This is a genomic window from Trinickia sp. Y13 (assembly GCF_029522115.1).
Classification (GTDB): Bacteria; Pseudomonadota; Gammaproteobacteria; order Burkholderiales; family Burkholderiaceae; genus Trinickia.
In genome coordinates, this window is sequence record NZ_JAKWFK010000003.1 from 300446 (window position 1) to 317162 (window position 16717).

11 protein-coding genes are annotated in these 16717 nt (G+C 64.4%); 8 read left to right on the top strand and 3 right to left on the bottom strand.

What is annotated here, in order from left to right; all coding sequences use genetic code 11:
* Window positions 1–114 precede the first annotated feature (114 nt).
* From smc to def, 4 genes are all read left to right on the top strand, one after another.
* A complete protein-coding gene (smc, locus tag MMB74_RS07585) occupies window positions 115–3633 on the top strand; it encodes a chromosome segregation protein SMC (protein WP_277427988.1) in 3519 nt (1172 codons plus the stop codon).
* A 73-nt stretch (window positions 3634–3706) separates the two neighbouring features.
* Entirely contained in the window at window positions 3707–4960 is a 1254-nt protein-coding gene (locus MMB74_RS07590) for a cell division protein ZipA C-terminal FtsZ-binding domain-containing protein (RefSeq protein ID WP_277427989.1), read from the top strand.
* A 44-nt stretch (window positions 4961–5004) separates the two neighbouring features.
* Entirely contained in the window at window positions 5005–7053 is a 2049-nt protein-coding gene (ligA, locus tag MMB74_RS07595; protein ID WP_277427990.1) for an NAD-dependent DNA ligase LigA, read from the top strand.
* On the top strand, window positions 7050–7583 hold the full coding sequence (def, locus tag MMB74_RS07600) for a peptide deformylase (RefSeq protein WP_277427991.1): 534 nt from the start codon (window positions 7050–7052) through the stop codon (window positions 7581–7583). The genes ligA and def overlap by 4 nt, the downstream gene beginning before the upstream one ends.
* 138 nt (window positions 7584–7721) lie before the next feature.
* Here def and MMB74_RS27405 read toward each other — a convergent pair whose 3' ends face one another.
* The 3 genes from MMB74_RS27405 to map all read right to left on the bottom strand — a co-directional run bounded on the left by MMB74_RS27405 (window position 7722) and on the right by map (window position 12985).
* Window positions 7722–8723: a pseudouridine synthase gene (locus MMB74_RS27405; RefSeq protein WP_346780669.1), complete on the bottom strand. Its 1002-nt coding sequence runs from the start codon at window positions 8721–8723 to the stop codon at window positions 7722–7724.
* Window positions 8724–9584: 861 nt separating this feature from the next.
* Window positions 9585–12158: a [protein-PII] uridylyltransferase gene (locus MMB74_RS07610; RefSeq protein WP_277427993.1), complete on the bottom strand. Its 2574-nt coding sequence runs from the start codon at window positions 12156–12158 to the stop codon at window positions 9585–9587.
* Between the two features lie 20 nt (window positions 12159–12178).
* Window positions 12179–12985 carry a type I methionyl aminopeptidase gene (map, locus tag MMB74_RS07615; RefSeq protein WP_277427994.1) on the bottom strand — a complete coding sequence of 269 codons (807 nt, stop codon included), beginning with the start codon at window positions 12983–12985 and terminating at the stop codon, window positions 12179–12181.
* A 368-nt stretch (window positions 12986–13353) separates the two neighbouring features.
* Between map and rpsB the strand changes: the two genes are divergently transcribed.
* The 4 genes from rpsB to frr all read left to right on the top strand — a co-directional run bounded on the left by rpsB (window position 13354) and on the right by frr (window position 16706).
* The gene (rpsB, locus tag MMB74_RS07620) at window positions 13354–14106 is read left to right on the top strand and encodes a 30S ribosomal protein S2 (RefSeq protein WP_277427995.1); all 753 of its coding nucleotides are present in this window, start codon (window positions 13354–13356) and stop codon (window positions 14104–14106) included.
* A 156-nt stretch (window positions 14107–14262) separates the two neighbouring features.
* On the top strand, window positions 14263–15144 hold the full coding sequence (gene tsf, locus MMB74_RS07625; RefSeq protein WP_277428194.1) for a translation elongation factor Ts: 882 nt from the start codon (window positions 14263–14265) through the stop codon (window positions 15142–15144).
* A 193-nt stretch (window positions 15145–15337) separates the two neighbouring features.
* On the top strand, window positions 15338–16051 hold the full coding sequence (gene pyrH / locus MMB74_RS07630; RefSeq protein ID WP_277427996.1) for a UMP kinase: 714 nt from the start codon (window positions 15338–15340) through the stop codon (window positions 16049–16051).
* A gap of 94 nt (window positions 16052–16145) precedes the next feature.
* The gene (gene frr, locus MMB74_RS07635; protein WP_277427997.1) at window positions 16146–16706 is read left to right on the top strand and encodes a ribosome recycling factor; all 561 of its coding nucleotides are present in this window, start codon (window positions 16146–16148) and stop codon (window positions 16704–16706) included.
* Window positions 16707–16717: the final 11 nt, after the last annotated feature.

Below are 16717 nucleotides of genomic sequence, written 5' to 3' on the forward strand. Positions count from 1 at the left end.
CTCTGCCGTGCATGGCGCGCACAGTTCTATGCATCAAGCTGTCGCGCCGTGCGCGGCTCGAGCTGTCCGGCCGCGTTTTTGTTCGACCTTCTTCATCAAAACAGCGATATCGCCGTGCGTCTGACCTCGATCAAACTCGCTGGTTTCAAGTCCTTCGTCGATCCCACGCATTTTCAGGTTCCGGGTCAGCTCGTCGGCGTAGTCGGCCCGAACGGATGCGGCAAGTCCAACATCATCGACGCCGTGCGCTGGGTGCTCGGCGAATCGCGCGCCTCCGAGCTGCGCGGCGAGTCGATGCAGGACGTCATCTTCAACGGTTCCACCGCGCGCAAGCCCGGCAGCCGGGCCAGCGTCGAGCTGATCTTCGACAACTCCGACGGGCGCGCGGCCGGCCAGTGGGGGCAGTACGGCGAAATCGCCGTGAAGCGCGTGCTCACGCGCGACGGCACTTCCAGCTACTACATCAACAATTTGCCTGCGCGCCGGCGCGACATTCAGGACATCTTCCTCGGCACGGGCCTCGGGCCGCGCGCGTACGCGATCATCGGCCAGGGCATGATCGCGCGCATCATCGAGGCGAAGCCCGAAGAGTTGCGCGTGTTCCTCGAAGAGGCGGCAGGCGTCTCCAAGTACAAGGAGCGCCGTCGCGAAACCGAGAATCGGCTGCACGACACGCGCGAAAACTTGACCCGCGTCGAAGACATCGTGCGCGAACTCGGCGCGAATCTCGAAAAGCTCGAGGGGCAGGCGATCGTCGCGACCAAGTTCAAGACGCTGCAGAGCGAAGGCGAGGAAAAGCAGCGGCTGCTGTGGTTGTTGCGCAAGAACGAGGCGGCGGCCGAGCAGGGCAGGCAGCAGCGCGCGATCGCCGAAGCGCAGATCGATCTGGAGGCGCAGACGGCCAAGCTGCGCGAAGTCGAAGCGGATCTCGAAACGCTGCGCGTGGCGCACTACGCCGCGAGCGACGCGATGCAAGGCGCGCAGGGTTCGCTTTATGAAGCCAATGCCGAAGTGAGCCGGCTCGAAGCCGAAATCAAGTTCGTCATCGAATCGCGCAACCGCGTGCAAGCGCAAATCGCGGCGCTCACGGCGCAGCGCGAGCAGTGGCAGGTCCAAGCGGAAAAGGCGCGCGGCGATCTCGAGGAGGCCGAGGAGCAACTCGCCGTCGCGGAAGAAAAGGCAGCCATGGCCGAAGAAGCGGCAGCTGCGAAGCACGATGAATTGCCGGCGCTCGAAGCCCGTTGGCGCGACGCCCAGGGGCAGCTCAACGACGAGCGCGCGGGCATCGCGCAGACCGAGCAGGCCCTCAAGCTCGAGGCGGCGCACCAGCGCAACGCCGATCAGCAGCTTCAGCAACTGCAGCAACGCCACGAGCGGCTCAAGGCCGAGGCGGGCGGCTTGGATGCGCCCGATGAAGCGCAGCTCGAAGAGCAGCGCATGCAGCTTGCCGAGCAGCAAGAAATCCTGAGTGAGGCTCAGGCGCGCCTCGGGCAGGCGCAGGACGCGTTGCCGCAGGTCGAGGCGCAGCGCCGCGAAGCCCAGGAGCGCGTGCAAAAAGAAAGCGCGCAGATCCATCAATTCGAAGCGCGCCTCATCGCGCTCAAGCAGTTGCAGGAGAACGTGCAGACGGAAGGCAAGATACAGCCCTGGCTCGAGAAGCACGAGCTCGCGGGCTTGCCGCGCCTGTGGAAGAAGCTGCATGTCGAAGCGGGGTGGGAAGGCGCGCTCGAATCGATCTTGCGCGAGCGTCTGGCGGCGCTCGAAATATCCAATCTCGACTGGGTGCGCGCCTTCGCGAGCGATTCGCCGCCGGCCAAGCTCGCCTTTTTTGCGCCGCCCTCGGCGGGCGCGTCCCGCGAAGCGCCTGCCGGCTTGACGCCGCTCGTCTCGCTCGTGCGCATCGACGACGCGGGCTTGCGGGCAGTTCTGAACGAGTGGTTGGGCCAAGTCTACGTCGCCGACGATCTGACGCAAGCGCTCGCCATGCGCGCGCAACTGCGCGAGGGCGCCATGTTGGTCGTCAAGGCCGGGCACGTGGTGACGCGCGTCGGCGTGCAGTTGTATGCGGCCGATTCGGAGCAGGCCGGCATGCTCGCGCGCCAGCAGGAAATCGAGAATCTCACGCGCCAAGTTCGTGCGCAGACGCTGCTCGCCGACGAAGCGAAGAGCGCGGCGGTGCGCGCCGAAGCCGCGTACACGCAAGCGTCCCAAGCGCTCACGGATGCGCGGGCGCAGGTCGAACGCGCCACGCAGCAGGTGCACACGCTGCAATTGGACGTGCTCAAGCTGACGCAAGCGCACGAGCGCTACACGCAGCGCAGCACGCAGATCCGGGAAGAACTCGAGGAAATCGCCGCCCAAATCGAGGAACAACGTGCGCAGCGCGCGGAATCCGAGGCGAATTTCGAGCGGCACGATGGCGAACTCGCGGAGCTGCAGGCCCGCTTCGAAGAAAATCAGCTCGCCTTCGAGGCGCTCGACGAGACGCTCTCGGCTGCGCGCACGCAGGCGCGGGACCTCGAACGCGCCGCTGCCGACGCGCGTTTCGCGGCCCGCAACGTGGCCACGCGTATCGACGAGCTCAAGCGCAGCATCCAAGTGGCACACGAGCAGAGCGAGCGCGTGGCGGGATTGCTGGAAGATGCGCGCGCCGAACTCGAAACGATCAACGAGCAGACCGCGCACACTGGATTGCAAGAGGCGCTCGAAGTGCGTGGGCAGAAGGAAGCGGCGCTGACGGCGGCGCGCCACGAGCTCGACGATCTGACGGCCAAGCTGCGCCAGGCCGACGAGACGCGCCTGACGGCGGAGCGCTCGCTGCAGCCGCTGCGCGATCGCATCACGGAATTGCAGTTGAAGGAGCAGGCGGCGCGCATCGCCGGCGAGCAATTCATCGAGCAGCTTCTCGCCGCGGGCGTGGACGAAGCGCAGTTGCAGGAGAAGCTCACGCCGGACATGAAGCCGTCGTATCTGCAAGGCGAAGTCACGCGTATCAACAACGCGATCACGGCGCTCGGGCCGGTGAACATGGCCGCGCTCGACGAGCTTGCTGCGGCGAAGGAGCGCAAGGCCTTCCTCGACGCGCAGTCGGAGGACTTGACGCGCGCCATCGAAACGCTCGAAGACGCGATCCGAAAGATCGACCAGGAAACACGCACGCTCTTGCAAGGTACGTTCGACGAGGTCAACCGGCATTTCGGCGAACTGTTCCCGCGTCTATTCGGCGGCGGGCAGGCCAAGCTGATCATGACCGGCGACGAGATTCTCGATGCGGGCGTGCAGGTAATGGCGCAGCCGCCGGGCAAAAAGAATTCGACGATCCATCTGCTCTCCGGCGGCGAGAAGGCCTTGACTGCGACGGCGCTCGTGTTCGCGATGTTCCAGCTCAATCCCGCGCCGTTCTGCTTGCTCGACGAAGTCGATGCGCCGCTGGACGACGCCAATACGGAACGCTTTGCGAACCTTGTTCGTGCAATGTCGGACAAAACCCAGTTCCTGTTCATTTCGCACAACAAGATCGCGATGGAAATGGCGCAGCAACTGATCGGCGTGACGATGCAGGAGCAAGGCGTTTCGCGCATCGTGGCCGTCGACATGGAAACGGCCGCCGGTTTCGCCCAGAATACCGTCTAACGAGCGGCCCGCGCTCGCTGGCGCGAGGCGCCCGGCGCGGGGCCGCGACACAGGATTGCTTCATGGAGCGTGCATGGACGAGTTGACACTCGGATTGATCGGCGCTGGCGCCGTGGTGGTGGGGGGCGTGGTCGTGTTCAACGCTTGGCAGAGCGCGAAGGTTCGCCGCAAAATGCCGAGGCCAATGCCGGCCGACGCGGAGCAAGGGCTCGCGCGCCACGACCACGAGGAAGAGCGGCCGTTCATCGAGCCGGCGCGCGCGGGCGCGCGACGCGAACCCGCGTTGTCGGACGCGCCGCAAGAAGGCGAGGCTGCGCGAATCGAGCCGAGCTTCGGCGGCGTGTCGGCGCCGCTCGACATCCCGGCCGATATCCAAGCGGAAACCACGACGCCGAACGGCTTCACGCCCGAGTCGGCGCCTTCGGACGGGGCCGAGGCCACGACGCCGGGCGCGGCGGTGGACAGCGAGACGGTCGCGCCGGCCGCCACCACCATTTCGGCTGCGCCGCCTCATGTCGTCGATCGTCGCATCGATTGCGTCGTCCCGATACGTTTGGCCGGTCCGATCCACGGCGAGAAGGCGTTGCCGCTCGCGCAGCGGCTGCGCCGCGCAGGCAGCAAGCCGGTTTACGTCGAAGGGAAGCCCGAAGGAACCGAGGGCTGGGAATTGGTGCAAAACGCCCAGCGTTACGAGGAATTGAGGGCGGCCGTGCAATTAGCCAACCGCGGTGGCCCGCTCAACGAACTCGAGTTTTCCGAGTTCGTCTCCGGCGTGCAGCAATTGGCCGACGCGATCGACGGCGCGCCCGAATTTCCCGACATGCTCGAAACGGTGTCGATGGCGCGCGAACTCGATGCATTCGCGGCGCAGTGCGACGCGCAATTGTCGATCAACGTGTTGTCCGACGGCGCGCCCTGGTCGGCCAACTACGTGCAAGCGGTCGCATCGCAAGACGGCCTCCTGCTCTCGCGTGACGGCACGCGTTTCGTCAAGCTCGACGCCAAGCAAAGCCCCGTCTTCATGTTGCAGTTCGGCGATACCAACTTCCTGCGCGACGACTTGACGTACAAAGGCGGTCAGATGATCACGCTGATCTTGGACGTGCCCGTCGCCGATGAAGACATCCTGCCGTTTCGCCTCATGTGCGATTACGCCAAATCGTTGGCCGAGCGCATCGGCGGGCGCGTGGTCGACGATCAGCGGCGGCCGCTGCCCGAGCAAGCCTTGCTCGCGATCGAAAAGCAGTTGATGACGCTTTACGCACGGCTCGAAGAGGCAGGCATTCCGGCGGGTTCGGCGGCGACGCGACGTCTGTTCAGCCAGTAAAGCCTCGGCCGCCACACGCACGCAACGACGACAACCTCAACGACATGCCTCGCAAGCACGCCGAATCGCCTCCGCCCGTCGACCAACCGGCCGAACGCGCCGCCTGGTTGCGTACCGAACTCGAGCGGGCCAACTATCAGTACTACGTGCTGGATCAACCGCAGATCCCCGATGCCGAATACGATCGCCTGTTTTCGCAGTTGCAGTCGATCGAGTCCGAACATCCCGATCTGATTACGCCCGAGTCGCCCACGCAGCGTGTCGGCGGGCAAGTGGCCAGCGGCTTTGCACCGGTCGTTCATGCGCTGCCCATGCTGTCGCTGAACAACGGCTTCACCGACGAAGACGTCGTCGCGTTCGACAAGCGCGTCAGCGATCAGCTCGATCGCGCTTCTGTCGAATATTCCTGCGAGCTGAAGTTCGACGGTCTCGCAATCGCGCTGCGCTACGAAGACGGGCGCTTCGTGCAAGCGGCCACGCGCGGCGACGGCTCAACGGGCGAGGACGTGACGCAAAACGTGCGGACCGTGCGCTCGATCCCGTTGCGCTTGAAGGGCAGACGGATTCCGCGCGTGCTCGAAGCGCGTGGCGAAGTCTTGATGTTCAGGCGTGATTTCGATCGTCTCAACGAGCGGCAGCGAGAGGCCGGGCAACGCGAGTTCGCCAATCCGCGCAATGCGGCCGCGGGCAGCTTGCGCCAACTCGATTCGAGCATCACGGCGCACCGGCCGCTGTCGTTTTTCGCGTACGGCATCGGCGCGCTCGAAGGGGTGGAGATGCCCGACACGCACGACGCCGTGCTCGACTGGTATATGGAGCTGGGCTTGCCCGTGTGCGCGGAGCGCGAAGTCGTGCAAGGCGCACAGGGATTGCTGTCGTTCTACCGCCGCATTGGCGAGAAGCGCACGAGGCTGCCCTACGACATCGATGGCGTGGTCTATAAGGTCAACCGGCGTGTCGATCAAGATATTCTCGGCTTCGTCTCGCGTGCTCCGCGCTTTGCGCTCGCACACAAGTTCCCGCCCGAGGAAGCGCTGACCCAGCTCATCGACATCGGCGTGAACGTCGGGCGCACCGGCGCGATCACGCCGGTTGCGCGGCTTGCTCCCGTCTTCGTCGGCGGGGTGACCGTGACGAACGCCACGCTGCACAACGAAGACGAAGTGCATCGGAAGGACTTGCGCCCCGGCGATACGGTCATCGTGCGTCGCGCCGGCGACGTCATCCCGGAAGTGGTCGGCCCTGTGCTCGAACGCCGCCCGGCGCACGCGCAGCCGTTCGTGATGCCGACGACGTGCCCGGCCTGCGGCTCGGCCATCGAGCGGCTGCCCGGCGAGGCGGTGGCGCGCTGCACCGGCGGCTTGGTCTGCCCTGCGCAGCGCAAGCGTTCGCTCGAGCACTTCGCGCAACGCCGCGCGCTCGACATTGACGGCCTTGGCGAAAAGATCATCGATCAGCTCGTCGAGCAAAATCTCGTGCGCACGCCGGCCGATCTGTTTAATCTTGGTTTCTCGACGCTTGCTGCGCTCGACCGTTTCGCCGATAAATCGGCGCAGAATCTGATCGACTCGCTCGAAAAGGCGCGGCATACGACGCTCGCCCGGTTCATTTTTGCGCTAGGCATTCCCGATGTCGGGGAATCGACAGCCAAGGATCTCGCGCGGCATTTCGGTTCGCTCGATCCGGTGCTCGACGCGTCGGTTGAAACGCTGATGGAAGTGGAAGGTATCGGGCCTGTGGTGGCCGAATCGATTCATCAGTTCTTTAAGGAAGACCACAACCGCCTCGTGATCGATCAATTGCGAGAGAAGGTCAGCTGGCCCGAGGGGCCGCCGGCGCCGCGCAAGCCGCAGGGCGTGTTGGCCGGCAAGACGATCGTGCTCACGGGGACGCTGCCAAGCCTCGCGCGCGAGCAAGCCAAGGAAATGCTGGAAGGCGCCGGCGCCAAAGTGGCCGGTTCGGTGTCGAAGAAGACCGACTACGTGGTGGCTGGAGCCGAGGCTGGGAGCAAACTGGCGAAGGCCGAGGAACTCGGCATTCCGATTCTCGACGAAGACGGTATGCGCAAGCTGTTGGAGGGCGACAATCCATGATCCATGAAATTCTCAAGATGGGCGATCCGCGCCTCTTGCGCATCGCTCAAAGCGTCGAGCACTTCGATACCCCCGAGCTGCACGCGCTCATCGCCGATATGTTCGAGACGATGCATCACGCGAACGGTGCGGGACTGGCCGCGCCGCAGATCGGCGTCGATTTGCAGCTCGTCATCTTCGGGTTCGGGCACAACGATCGCTACCCCGAGGCGCCGCCTGTGCCCGAGACCGTACTCATCAATCCCACGATCACGCCCGTGTCTCAGGATATGGAGGAGGGCTGGGAGGGGTGCTTATCGGTGCCGGGTATGCGGGGCGTCGTCAATCGCTTTTCGATGATTCGCTATCACGGGTTTGATCAATACGGCCAACCGATCGATCGCGTCGCTGAAGGCTTTCATGCACGCGTGGTGCAGCACGAATGCGACCATCTGATCGGCAAGCTCTATCCGATGCGGATCACCGATTTTTCGAAATTCGGATTTACCGAGGTGTTGTTCCCCGATCTCGATCCGAACGCGGACGACTGAGGTACGGCGCGCCGCCTGTGCCAAGTGCCGTCGAAGCAAGGAAAGACGCCCGCTTCGTGCGGGCGTTGTCATTTCGGCTGCGCTAGGAAATACGGGCGAACTGCGAACGGCAGAGGCGCAGCGGGCGCGGCCGCCCGCTCAGAACGCCTCGTCAGGCAGCAGGTAACGCCATTTGCCTTGCGGCAATGCACCTAGCGCAATGCGTCCCATTCGAACGCGCTTCAGACCGACCACATGCAGGCCCACGAGCTCGCACATCCGGCGAATTTGACGTTTCTTACCCTCGCGCAGCACGAACCGCAACTGTTCGCCATTTTGCCAACTGACCTTGGCAGGCTTGAGCGCCGTGTCGTCGAGGGACAGCCCGAAGCGCAGCAGCGCTAGCTTGTCGGCGGGGAAATGCTGATCGATGTCGGTCGTGCGGTCGCCGTAGGTGACGCGTACGAGGTATTCCTTTTCGACGCTCGAATGCTCGCCGATCAACTGTTTGGCGATGCGGCCGTCTTGCGTCAGCACGAGCAAGCCTGTCGAATCGATATCGAGCCGGCCCGCCGGTGCGAGCGTGCGCAGGTGGCTTGGCGCGAAGCGCGTGGTCGCGCGATCGCCTTCCCAGCGATTGGCCGCGGTGATCAACGTGATTGCCGGCTCGTAGCCGTCTTCCGCTTGGCCGGAAACGTATCCGACCGGCTTATGCAGCAAGATCGTGACTTGGCGCGATTGCGCGACGTGGGCGTCGCGCGTCACGTCGATGTGTTGATCGGGGCGCACGCGAGCGCCGAGCGTGTCGATGCGTTCTCCGTCGACGCGCACCCAGCCGTTTTCGATCCATTCGTCGGCTTCCCTGCGAGAGCACAGGCCGAGCTCCGACATCCGCTTGGACAGCCGGACGAGGCCTTCGGTGTGTTCGGCGTCCGGGGCGCCGCTTGCACGGGCTGCCCCTTTGACGGGCGCCGCGCCGCGCTTTGCCGTCGTCGCGCTTCTGGCCGCATCCTCGCGCTTGCCCGTTGGCGCTCGGCTGTGCGTTTCGGACGACGCTCCTCGCCGTTCACGATTGCCCGCGGGCGCTTTGGCGCTTTGCGGCGGGCGGCCGCCCGCGCGACTTCCTTCGCTACGCGCTGTCGGTCCGCTGCCGTACTTCACCGGGTTTGCAATCTTGGGTGAGCTCGGCTCGCGTCCGGTGCGCTCGGTGGCGCTTCGCGCAGGCCGGTCGCCACGGTCGGCTGCCCTGCGGGCGGGAGCGTCGGTGCGCTCAGCGGGGCTGCGAGCGGGGCGACCGGTGCGCTCAGCGGCGTTTCTGGTTGGCCGATCGCCACGGTCGGTTGTTGCCCCGCGAGCGGGACGGTCGGTGCGCTCGGTCGTGCGTCGGGCGGGACGGTCGCCCCGGTCAGACGCGCCGCGCGCTGGGCGGTCGCTTCGTTCAGCCGTATTTCGGACCGGGCGGTCAGCCCATTCGCCCACGCTGCGGGCAGGACGGTCACCGCGCTCGGTGGTGGCGCGGCCCGTCCGGTCCGCTTTTTCAGCCGCGCTGCGGCCCGGACGATTCGTTCGCTCAGCCCTCGGATCGCCCTCGGCAAAGCCGCGATTGCGTGTGCCTGGTGCGTCGCCCAGCTTGCCCGCGGAGCGGGGGCGATCCGTATCACGCGGCGTGCGCGCTTTTTCGCCGGATGGCGACCGCGCGTCGTGGGCCTGTGCCGGCCGCGGCGCGCGACGCACGCTCTCCTGTCCCCCGTGCGACACCGCCTTGGCGGCCGCGCTAACGCGCTTGCCCGGTGCCGCATCGCGCGGCTTTGCCCCCGCGCCGCCGCGCTTGGGCATGGCAGAAGCGGGCGCCGAGGCTTTATCGCGCGCGCCTGTCTTGGCCTCGTTACCGGAGGCGGCCGGATGCGCTCCCTCCCAAGTTCGAGGCGTTTTTCGCGCCGACGGGCTGCCGGTACGAACGGGGGCGCGGCTCGGCGATGCCGGGCGCGGATGCTTGGCTGTCAGTTTGACGCGCATAAAGTCTCACACGGCGATCGCGCGCAGCAATTCGGTCTCGACCTGGATTTGCAAGCGGTTATCGGAAAGGCCGCGTCCGTCCAACAGGAACACGTCCTCGACGCGCTCGCCGAGCGTATTGATCCGCGCCGCATGGACGCCGACCCGATGCTCCGCCAGCACGCGCGCGATTGAATAAAGAAGCCCGGGCCGGTCGTTGGCCGATACGGACAGGATGTAGTACTGCCCCCGCTCGTCGGCTCGCAAGTCGACGCGCGGGGTAATTGGAAAAGTCCGAGAAAGCCGCGAGAGGCGGCCTTTGGAGGGCTCGGGCAGCGGCGCATCGGACGAGAGTCGAGCGCCGAGTTGCTGCTCGACGAGATTGGCGATATCGCGGTACTGCACGTCGTCCTGCTCGGTGTGCGCGACGATGAAATTATCGAGCGCGTAGCCGTGGCGCGTCGTGTTGATGCGCGCGTCGAGCACGGATAGGCCATTGCGGTCGAAATAGGCGCAAATGCCGGCGAACAGGTCGGAGCGATCGCGCACGTAGACGAGCACCTGCAGCGCCTCGCCAATCGGTGACGGGCGCGCCCGCACGATTGGCGTATCGGTGCGAACGTGCCGATAGAGCACGCGCGTTTGCCAGGCGATGTCGGCCGCGTCATGGCGCAGGAAGTAACCGACGTCGAGTTCGTCCCACAGGGCGCACTGCGCATTGTCGGGCACGGTCTCGAGGCGCAACAGCGCGAGCGCCTGCTCCTGCCGGGTCTTCAGTTCCGAATGCTCGTCGGGGCTCGCGCCGCCCAACACGGCGCGGGTCATTCGATAGAGGTCTTCGAGCAGCTTGCCTTTCCAGGTGTTCCACACCTTCGGGCTCGTGCCGCGGATATCGGCGACAGTCAGCAGATAGAGCGCCGTGAGCCGGCGCTCGTTGCCGACCAATTCCGCGAATTGCTTGATGACTTGTGGATCGCTCGTGTCTTGTTTCTGCGCGACTTGGCTCATCGTCAGGTGGTGCTGAACCAGCCAGACGACGAGAGCGGCATCCTCTCTATCGATGCCATGCTCGCGGCAGAAACGCCGCGCATCGGCCATGCCGAGTGTGGAATGATCGCCGCCGCGACCCTTGGCGATGTCGTGAAACAGCGCCGCGACGTAGAGCACCCACTGCCGCTCGAAGTTGGCCATCAACTGGCTGCAGAAGGGATACTCGTGCGCATGCTCGGCCAGCGCGAAGCGGCGCAGGTTGCGCAACACCATCAAGATGTGCTGATCGACCGTGTAGACGTGATAGAGGTCGTGCTGCATCTGCCCCACGATCCGCCGGAAATTCAGCAGATAGCGGCCGAGGACGCTCGTTTGATTCATGAGCCGAAGCGCATGCGTGATGCCCTGCGGCTGCTTGAGGATTTCGATGAATTGGCGGCGATTCTCGGGATCGCGCCGCCAGCGCGTATCCATGATTTCGCGCGCGTTGTACAGCGCGCGCAGCGTGCGCGCCGACAGGCCTTTCGTGCCTCGCGTGGTCTCGTAGAGCAGGAACGCTTCGAGGATCGCCGCGGGCGTGCGTTCGAACACGTCGTCGCTCGCGATCTCGATCATCCCTTGCTTTTCGACGAAGCGCTCGGACAGCACGCGCGTGACGCCACTCGTGCGCGGGAACAACTGCGCCTCGATGTTTTGAATGAGGATCGTCGCGAGCTGCGTGACCGCCTTGGCAGCCCAGTAGTAACGCCGCATGAGTTGCTCGCTCGCACGGCGTGTCTGGGTGGCGGTGTAGCCGAAGCTTTCCGCCGCGGCCGTTTGCAAGTCGAACACGAGCACATCCTGGCGCCGCCCGGCGATCACGTGCAGCCGCGCGCGCAGCATTTTCAGGAAGCTTTCGTTGCGGCGCAGCTCGCGCGCTTCGCGTGCCGTGATGAGGCCGCGCTCGTCCAACTCGCGCCAACTGCGGCCGAACCCCGCGGCGCGCGCGATCCATAGGATCAGTTGCAGATCGCGCAATCCCCCGGGGCTTTCCTTGACGTTCGGTTCGAGGCTATAAGGCGAGTCCTGAAACTTCGCATGGCGCTGGCGCATTTCGAGGACCTTCGCCTGGAAAAACGCGCGTGCGTCGAGCGTCTCGTTCAGGCGCAGGACGAAACGCTGAAACAGCGCCGTGCTGCCCACGATGCGCCGCGCTTCCAGCAGCGACGTGCGCACGGTGATGTCGTTGCCCGCTTCCTCGATACATTGCGCGACGTTGCGCACGCTGCTGCCGAGCTCGAGCCCCAGATCCCACGCCATGCCGATGAAGCGTTCGATGCGCGCGTCCAATTCCGGCGGCGCGCCGTCCGGCAGCAGCACGAGGATGTCGATGTCGGAATAGGGCGCGAGTTCGCCGCGGCCATAGCCGCCGACGGCGACGAGCGCGCACGAAGCCGGCAGTTCGCAGCTTTGCCAAGCGCGGCGCAGCGCGTCGTCGGTCGTGTGCGAGAGCGTTTGCATCAGCGCATCGACGCGGCTCGCCGACTTGAACTTCGCGAGCAATTGCGCCTTGGCGGCGCGGTAGTCTGCTTTGACCGATGCGGGATCGGCAACGACGGCGGTTTCGCTCATAAGGCGGCGCGAACCGCCGCTCACGCGGCGACGGGGATCGAGGGCTTGGCCGGCGTGCCCGCCGACACCGTGAGGACGTCATACCCCGTATCGGTCACGAGCACCGTGTGCTCCCATTGAGCCGAGAGGCTGCGGTCTTTCGTCTTGACCGTCCATTGATCGGGCATCGTGCGAATATCGCGCCGGCCGGCGTTGATCATCGGCTCGATCGTGAAGATCATGCCCTTTTGCAGTTCGAGCCCGGTGCCGGGGCGGCCGTAGTGCAAGATTTGCGGATCTTCGTGGAACACCGTGCCGATGCCGTGGCCGCAATATTCGCGCACCACGCTGTAGCCGCCGGCTTCGGCGTGGCGCTGGATGGCGTGACCGATATCGCCGAGCCGCGCGCCGGGGCGCACTTGCTCGATGCCGAGCCACATGCATTCGTAGGTCGTTTGCACGAGGCGCTTGGCAAGAATCGAGCCTTCGCCGGCGATGAACATCCGGCTCGTGTCGCCGAAGTAGCCGTCTTTGATGACGGTGATGTCGATGTTCAGCGCGTCGCCCGCCTTCACGATCTTGTCGCCGGGAATCCCGTGGCAAATGACGTCGTTCACGGAGATGCAGGTGGCCTTCGGGTAAGGCGGGTAGCCGGGCGGCTGATAATTGAGCGGCGCGGGGATCGTACCCTGCACGTCGAGCATGTAGTTGTGGCAGAGCCGGTCGAGCTCGGCGGTGGTTACGCCGGGTTTGACGAACGCAGTGATGTAATCGAGCACTTCGCTCGCGAGGCGGCACGCGACGCGCATTTTCGCGATGTCGTCTTCGTTCTTGATCGTAATAGCCATGGATGCGAGCCTGAAACGGGATATACGGGAAAGGTGCGGTTAGCCGACAATGTCGCGATTATCGCACCATATGCGCGGTGTGGCAGGCCGCCGCGGTGCGCAATCCCGTCCATGGCCGGGTCCGAGACCGTCGCGAGGGCCCGCCGCCGCCAAGATCATCCCGTGACTTGAGAGGGCGCGCCGTCGCGTGATATACTTTCGGGCTAGTCGTAACCACTAGTAGTGGTAACCACTAGAAAGAAGTCATCGAATCGCAAGCCGGCGCACCCAGGGTGCCGGGTTGCGCTGCACGGGCGTTCACGGAACGTTTCGCGCATCGCGCCCCGGTACGGCAGCCGGCTTAAGACCCAACCCTCGCGGAGAATTTCATGGCAGTCACTATGCGTCAGATGCTGGAAGCCGGCGTCCACTTCGGTCACCAAACGCGCTTCTGGAATCCCAAGATGGCCCCGTTCATCTTCGGCCATCGCAACAAGATTCACATCATCAACCTCGAAAAGACGCTGCCGATGTACAACGACGCGCTGAAGTACGTGCGTCAATTGGCGGCCAATCGCGGCACGATCCTGTTCGTCGGCACGAAGCGCCAGTCGCGCGACACGATCGCCGAAGAGGCGCAGCGCGCCGGTATGCCGTACGTCAACGCGCGCTGGCTCGGCGGCATGCTGACCAACTTCAAGACGCTGAAGGTGTCGATCAAGCGCTTGAAGGACATGGAAGCGTCGGTCGAGGCCGGTGAGCTCGAGAAGATGAGCAAGAAGGAAGCGCTCCTGTTCGAACGCGAAATCGCCAAGCTGCAAAAGTCGATCGGCGGCGTGAAGGACATGGGTGGCATTCCCGACGCGATCTTCGTCGTCGACGTCGGTTACCACAAGATCGCCGTGACCGAGGCGAACAAGCTCGGCGTGCCGGTTATCGCGGTGGTCGATACGAACCACTCGCCTGAAGGCATCGATTACGTGATCCCGGGCAACGACGACGCCAGCAAGGCCGTGGCCTTGTACGCTCAAGGCGTGGCGGACGCGATCCTCGAAGGTCGCGCGAACGCGGTCAATGAAGTCGTGCAAGCCGCGCGCGGCGCCGAAGGCGACGAATTCGTCGAGGTGGGCGGGGAGCAATAAAGCAGCCCCGCTGCCGGCAAAAAAGGGGGCTTTCGATAGGCCCCCTTTTTTTAAGTGCCGGCGCAATGCGCGGCGCGTTCCATGCGCCGCGAACGAATGCCTGCCGTTCGCATCGAAAGCGGGCGGCGTATGAAATACAGACTCAAGGAGCGAATGATGGCGGCAATTACCGCAAGCATGGTTGCAGAACTGCGCGCGAAGACCGACGCGCCGATGATGGAATGCAAGAAGGCGCTCACGGAAGCCGAAGGCGACATGGGTCGCGCCGAAGAATTGCTGCGTGTGAAGCTCGGCAACAAGGCGAGCAAGGCAGCCTCGCGCGTCACGGCCGAAGGCGTGATCACCTCGCACATCGGCGCGGGCGCCGGCGCGCTCGTCGAACTGAACTGCGAAACCGACTTCGTCGCGAAGAACGACGATTTCAACGCGTTCGCCAAGCAAGTGGCCGAACTCGTGGTGTCGCAGAACCCGGCCGACGTGGCCGCGCTGTCGGCATTGCCGTTGAACGGCTCGACCGTCGACGCCGTGCGCCTCGCGCTCGTGGGCAAGATCGGGGAAAACCTCTCGATTCGCCGCTTCGCCCGTTTCGAAACGTCGAACAAGCTGGCCGCTTACCTGCACGGCACGCGCATCGGCGTGCTCGTCGAATACACGGGCGCGGACGAGCAAGTCGGCAAGGATGTCGCGATGCACGTCGCGGCCATGAAGCCGGTTTCGCTGTCGGCTAACGATGTGCCGGCCGAGCTGATCGCCAAGGAGCGCAGCATCGCCGAGCAAAAGGCCGCCGAATCGGGCAAGCCCGCCGAAATCGTCGCCAAGATGGTGGAAGGCAGCGTCCAGAAATACTTGAAGGAAGTGTCCCTGCTGAACCAGCCGTTCGTGAAGAACGACAAGCAGACGATCGAGCAGATGCTGAAAGCGGCCAACGCGTCGGTGCAGAAGTTCGCGTTGTTCGTGGTCGGCGAAGGCATCGAAAAGCGCCAAGACGACTTCGCCGCCGAAGTGGCCGCGCAAGTGGCCGCCGCGAAGCAGCAGTAAAGGTAGTTGCCGTACCCGCGGCGGGCGCCAGGCTCGTCGCGGAGGTTCGCCCTTGGCGAAGTCAGGGTTAACCCGGCTCTCCGCCGCAATTGCGTTCGACTCCAGTTGCGCGGCGGCCTAGCTTGCCCCGTCGTACGTTTCACCCCTACAGTTCCACATTGTCGTGATCTCTTCGACGCGATCGGATACCGCTATGCCCACAGCCTATAAACGCGTTCTTCTGAAACTCTCCGGTGAAGCTTTGATGGGCGACGATGCGTTCGGCATCAATCGCGCAACGATCGAACGGATGGTGGCCGATATGGCCGAAGTCGTCCGGCTCGGCACGCAGTTGGCCGTCGTCATCGGCGGCGGCAACATTTTCCGCGGCGTCGCGGGCGGTGCAGCGGGGATGGACCGTGCAACGGCCGACTACATGGGCATGCTGGCGACGATGATGAACGCGCTCGCCCTGCAAGATGCGATGCGTCACGCGGGCATCGAGGCGCGCGTGCAATCGGCGCTGCGGATGGACCAAGTCGTCGAGCCGTATATCAGGCCGCGCGCGATCCGCCAGCTCGAGGAAGGCAAGGTCGTGATTTTTGCGGCCGGCACGGGCAACCCGTTCTTCACGACCGATACGGCCGCCGCACTGCGCGGCTCCGAAGTCGGCGCGGAAGTCGTATTGAAGGCGACCAAGGTCGACGGCGTATACTCCGCGGACCCGAAGAAAGATCCTGCGGCAACGCGCTACTCCTCGATCAGCTTCGACGAAGCGATTGGTCGCAATCTGCAAGTGATGGATGCGACGGCCTTTGCGCTGTGCCGCGATCAGAAGCTGCCGATTCGCGTGTTCTCAATCGTCAAACCCGGCGCGCTCAAGCGGATCGTACAAGGTGAGGACGAGGGCACCCTCGTCCACGTGTAAACTCCCGGAATATCGGCGGGAGCCCGTTTGTCCGCGGTGCGGTACGGTGCCGCGGCCGGGCAATCCGCACAGTGATGAAGCTTTGGAGGTCTAAATGAGTGTGGTAGAGATCAAGAAGGGCGCCGATCAAAAGATGCAACGTTCGATCGAAGCGTTCAAGAGCGATTTGGCAAAAATCCGCACCGGCCGTGCCCATACGGGCTTGCTCGATCACATTCAGGTCGACTATTACGGCTCGAACGTGCCCATCTCGCAAGTGGCCAATCTGACGCTCATCGATGCACGCACGATCGGCGTTCAGCCTTGGGAAAAGAAGATGGTTTCCGTTGTCGAAAAGGCGATTCGCGAGTCCGACCTCGGTCTGAACCCCGCGACGCAAGGCGACCAGATTCGCGTGCCGATGCCCGCGCTGACCGAAGAGCGCCGCCGCGAGTTGACGAAGGTCGTCAAGAGCGAAGGCGAGACAGCCAAGGTTGCCGTGCGCAATTTGCGCCGCGATGCGAACGAACAGCTCAAGAAACTCGTCAAAGACAAGGAAATTTCGGAAGACGACGAGCGTCGCGCGAGCGACGAGGTGCAAAAGCTCACCGATAAATACGTTGCCGAAATCGACAAGCTCGTTCATTCGAAAGAAGCCGAGATCATGACCGTTTGATGCTGTCGGTC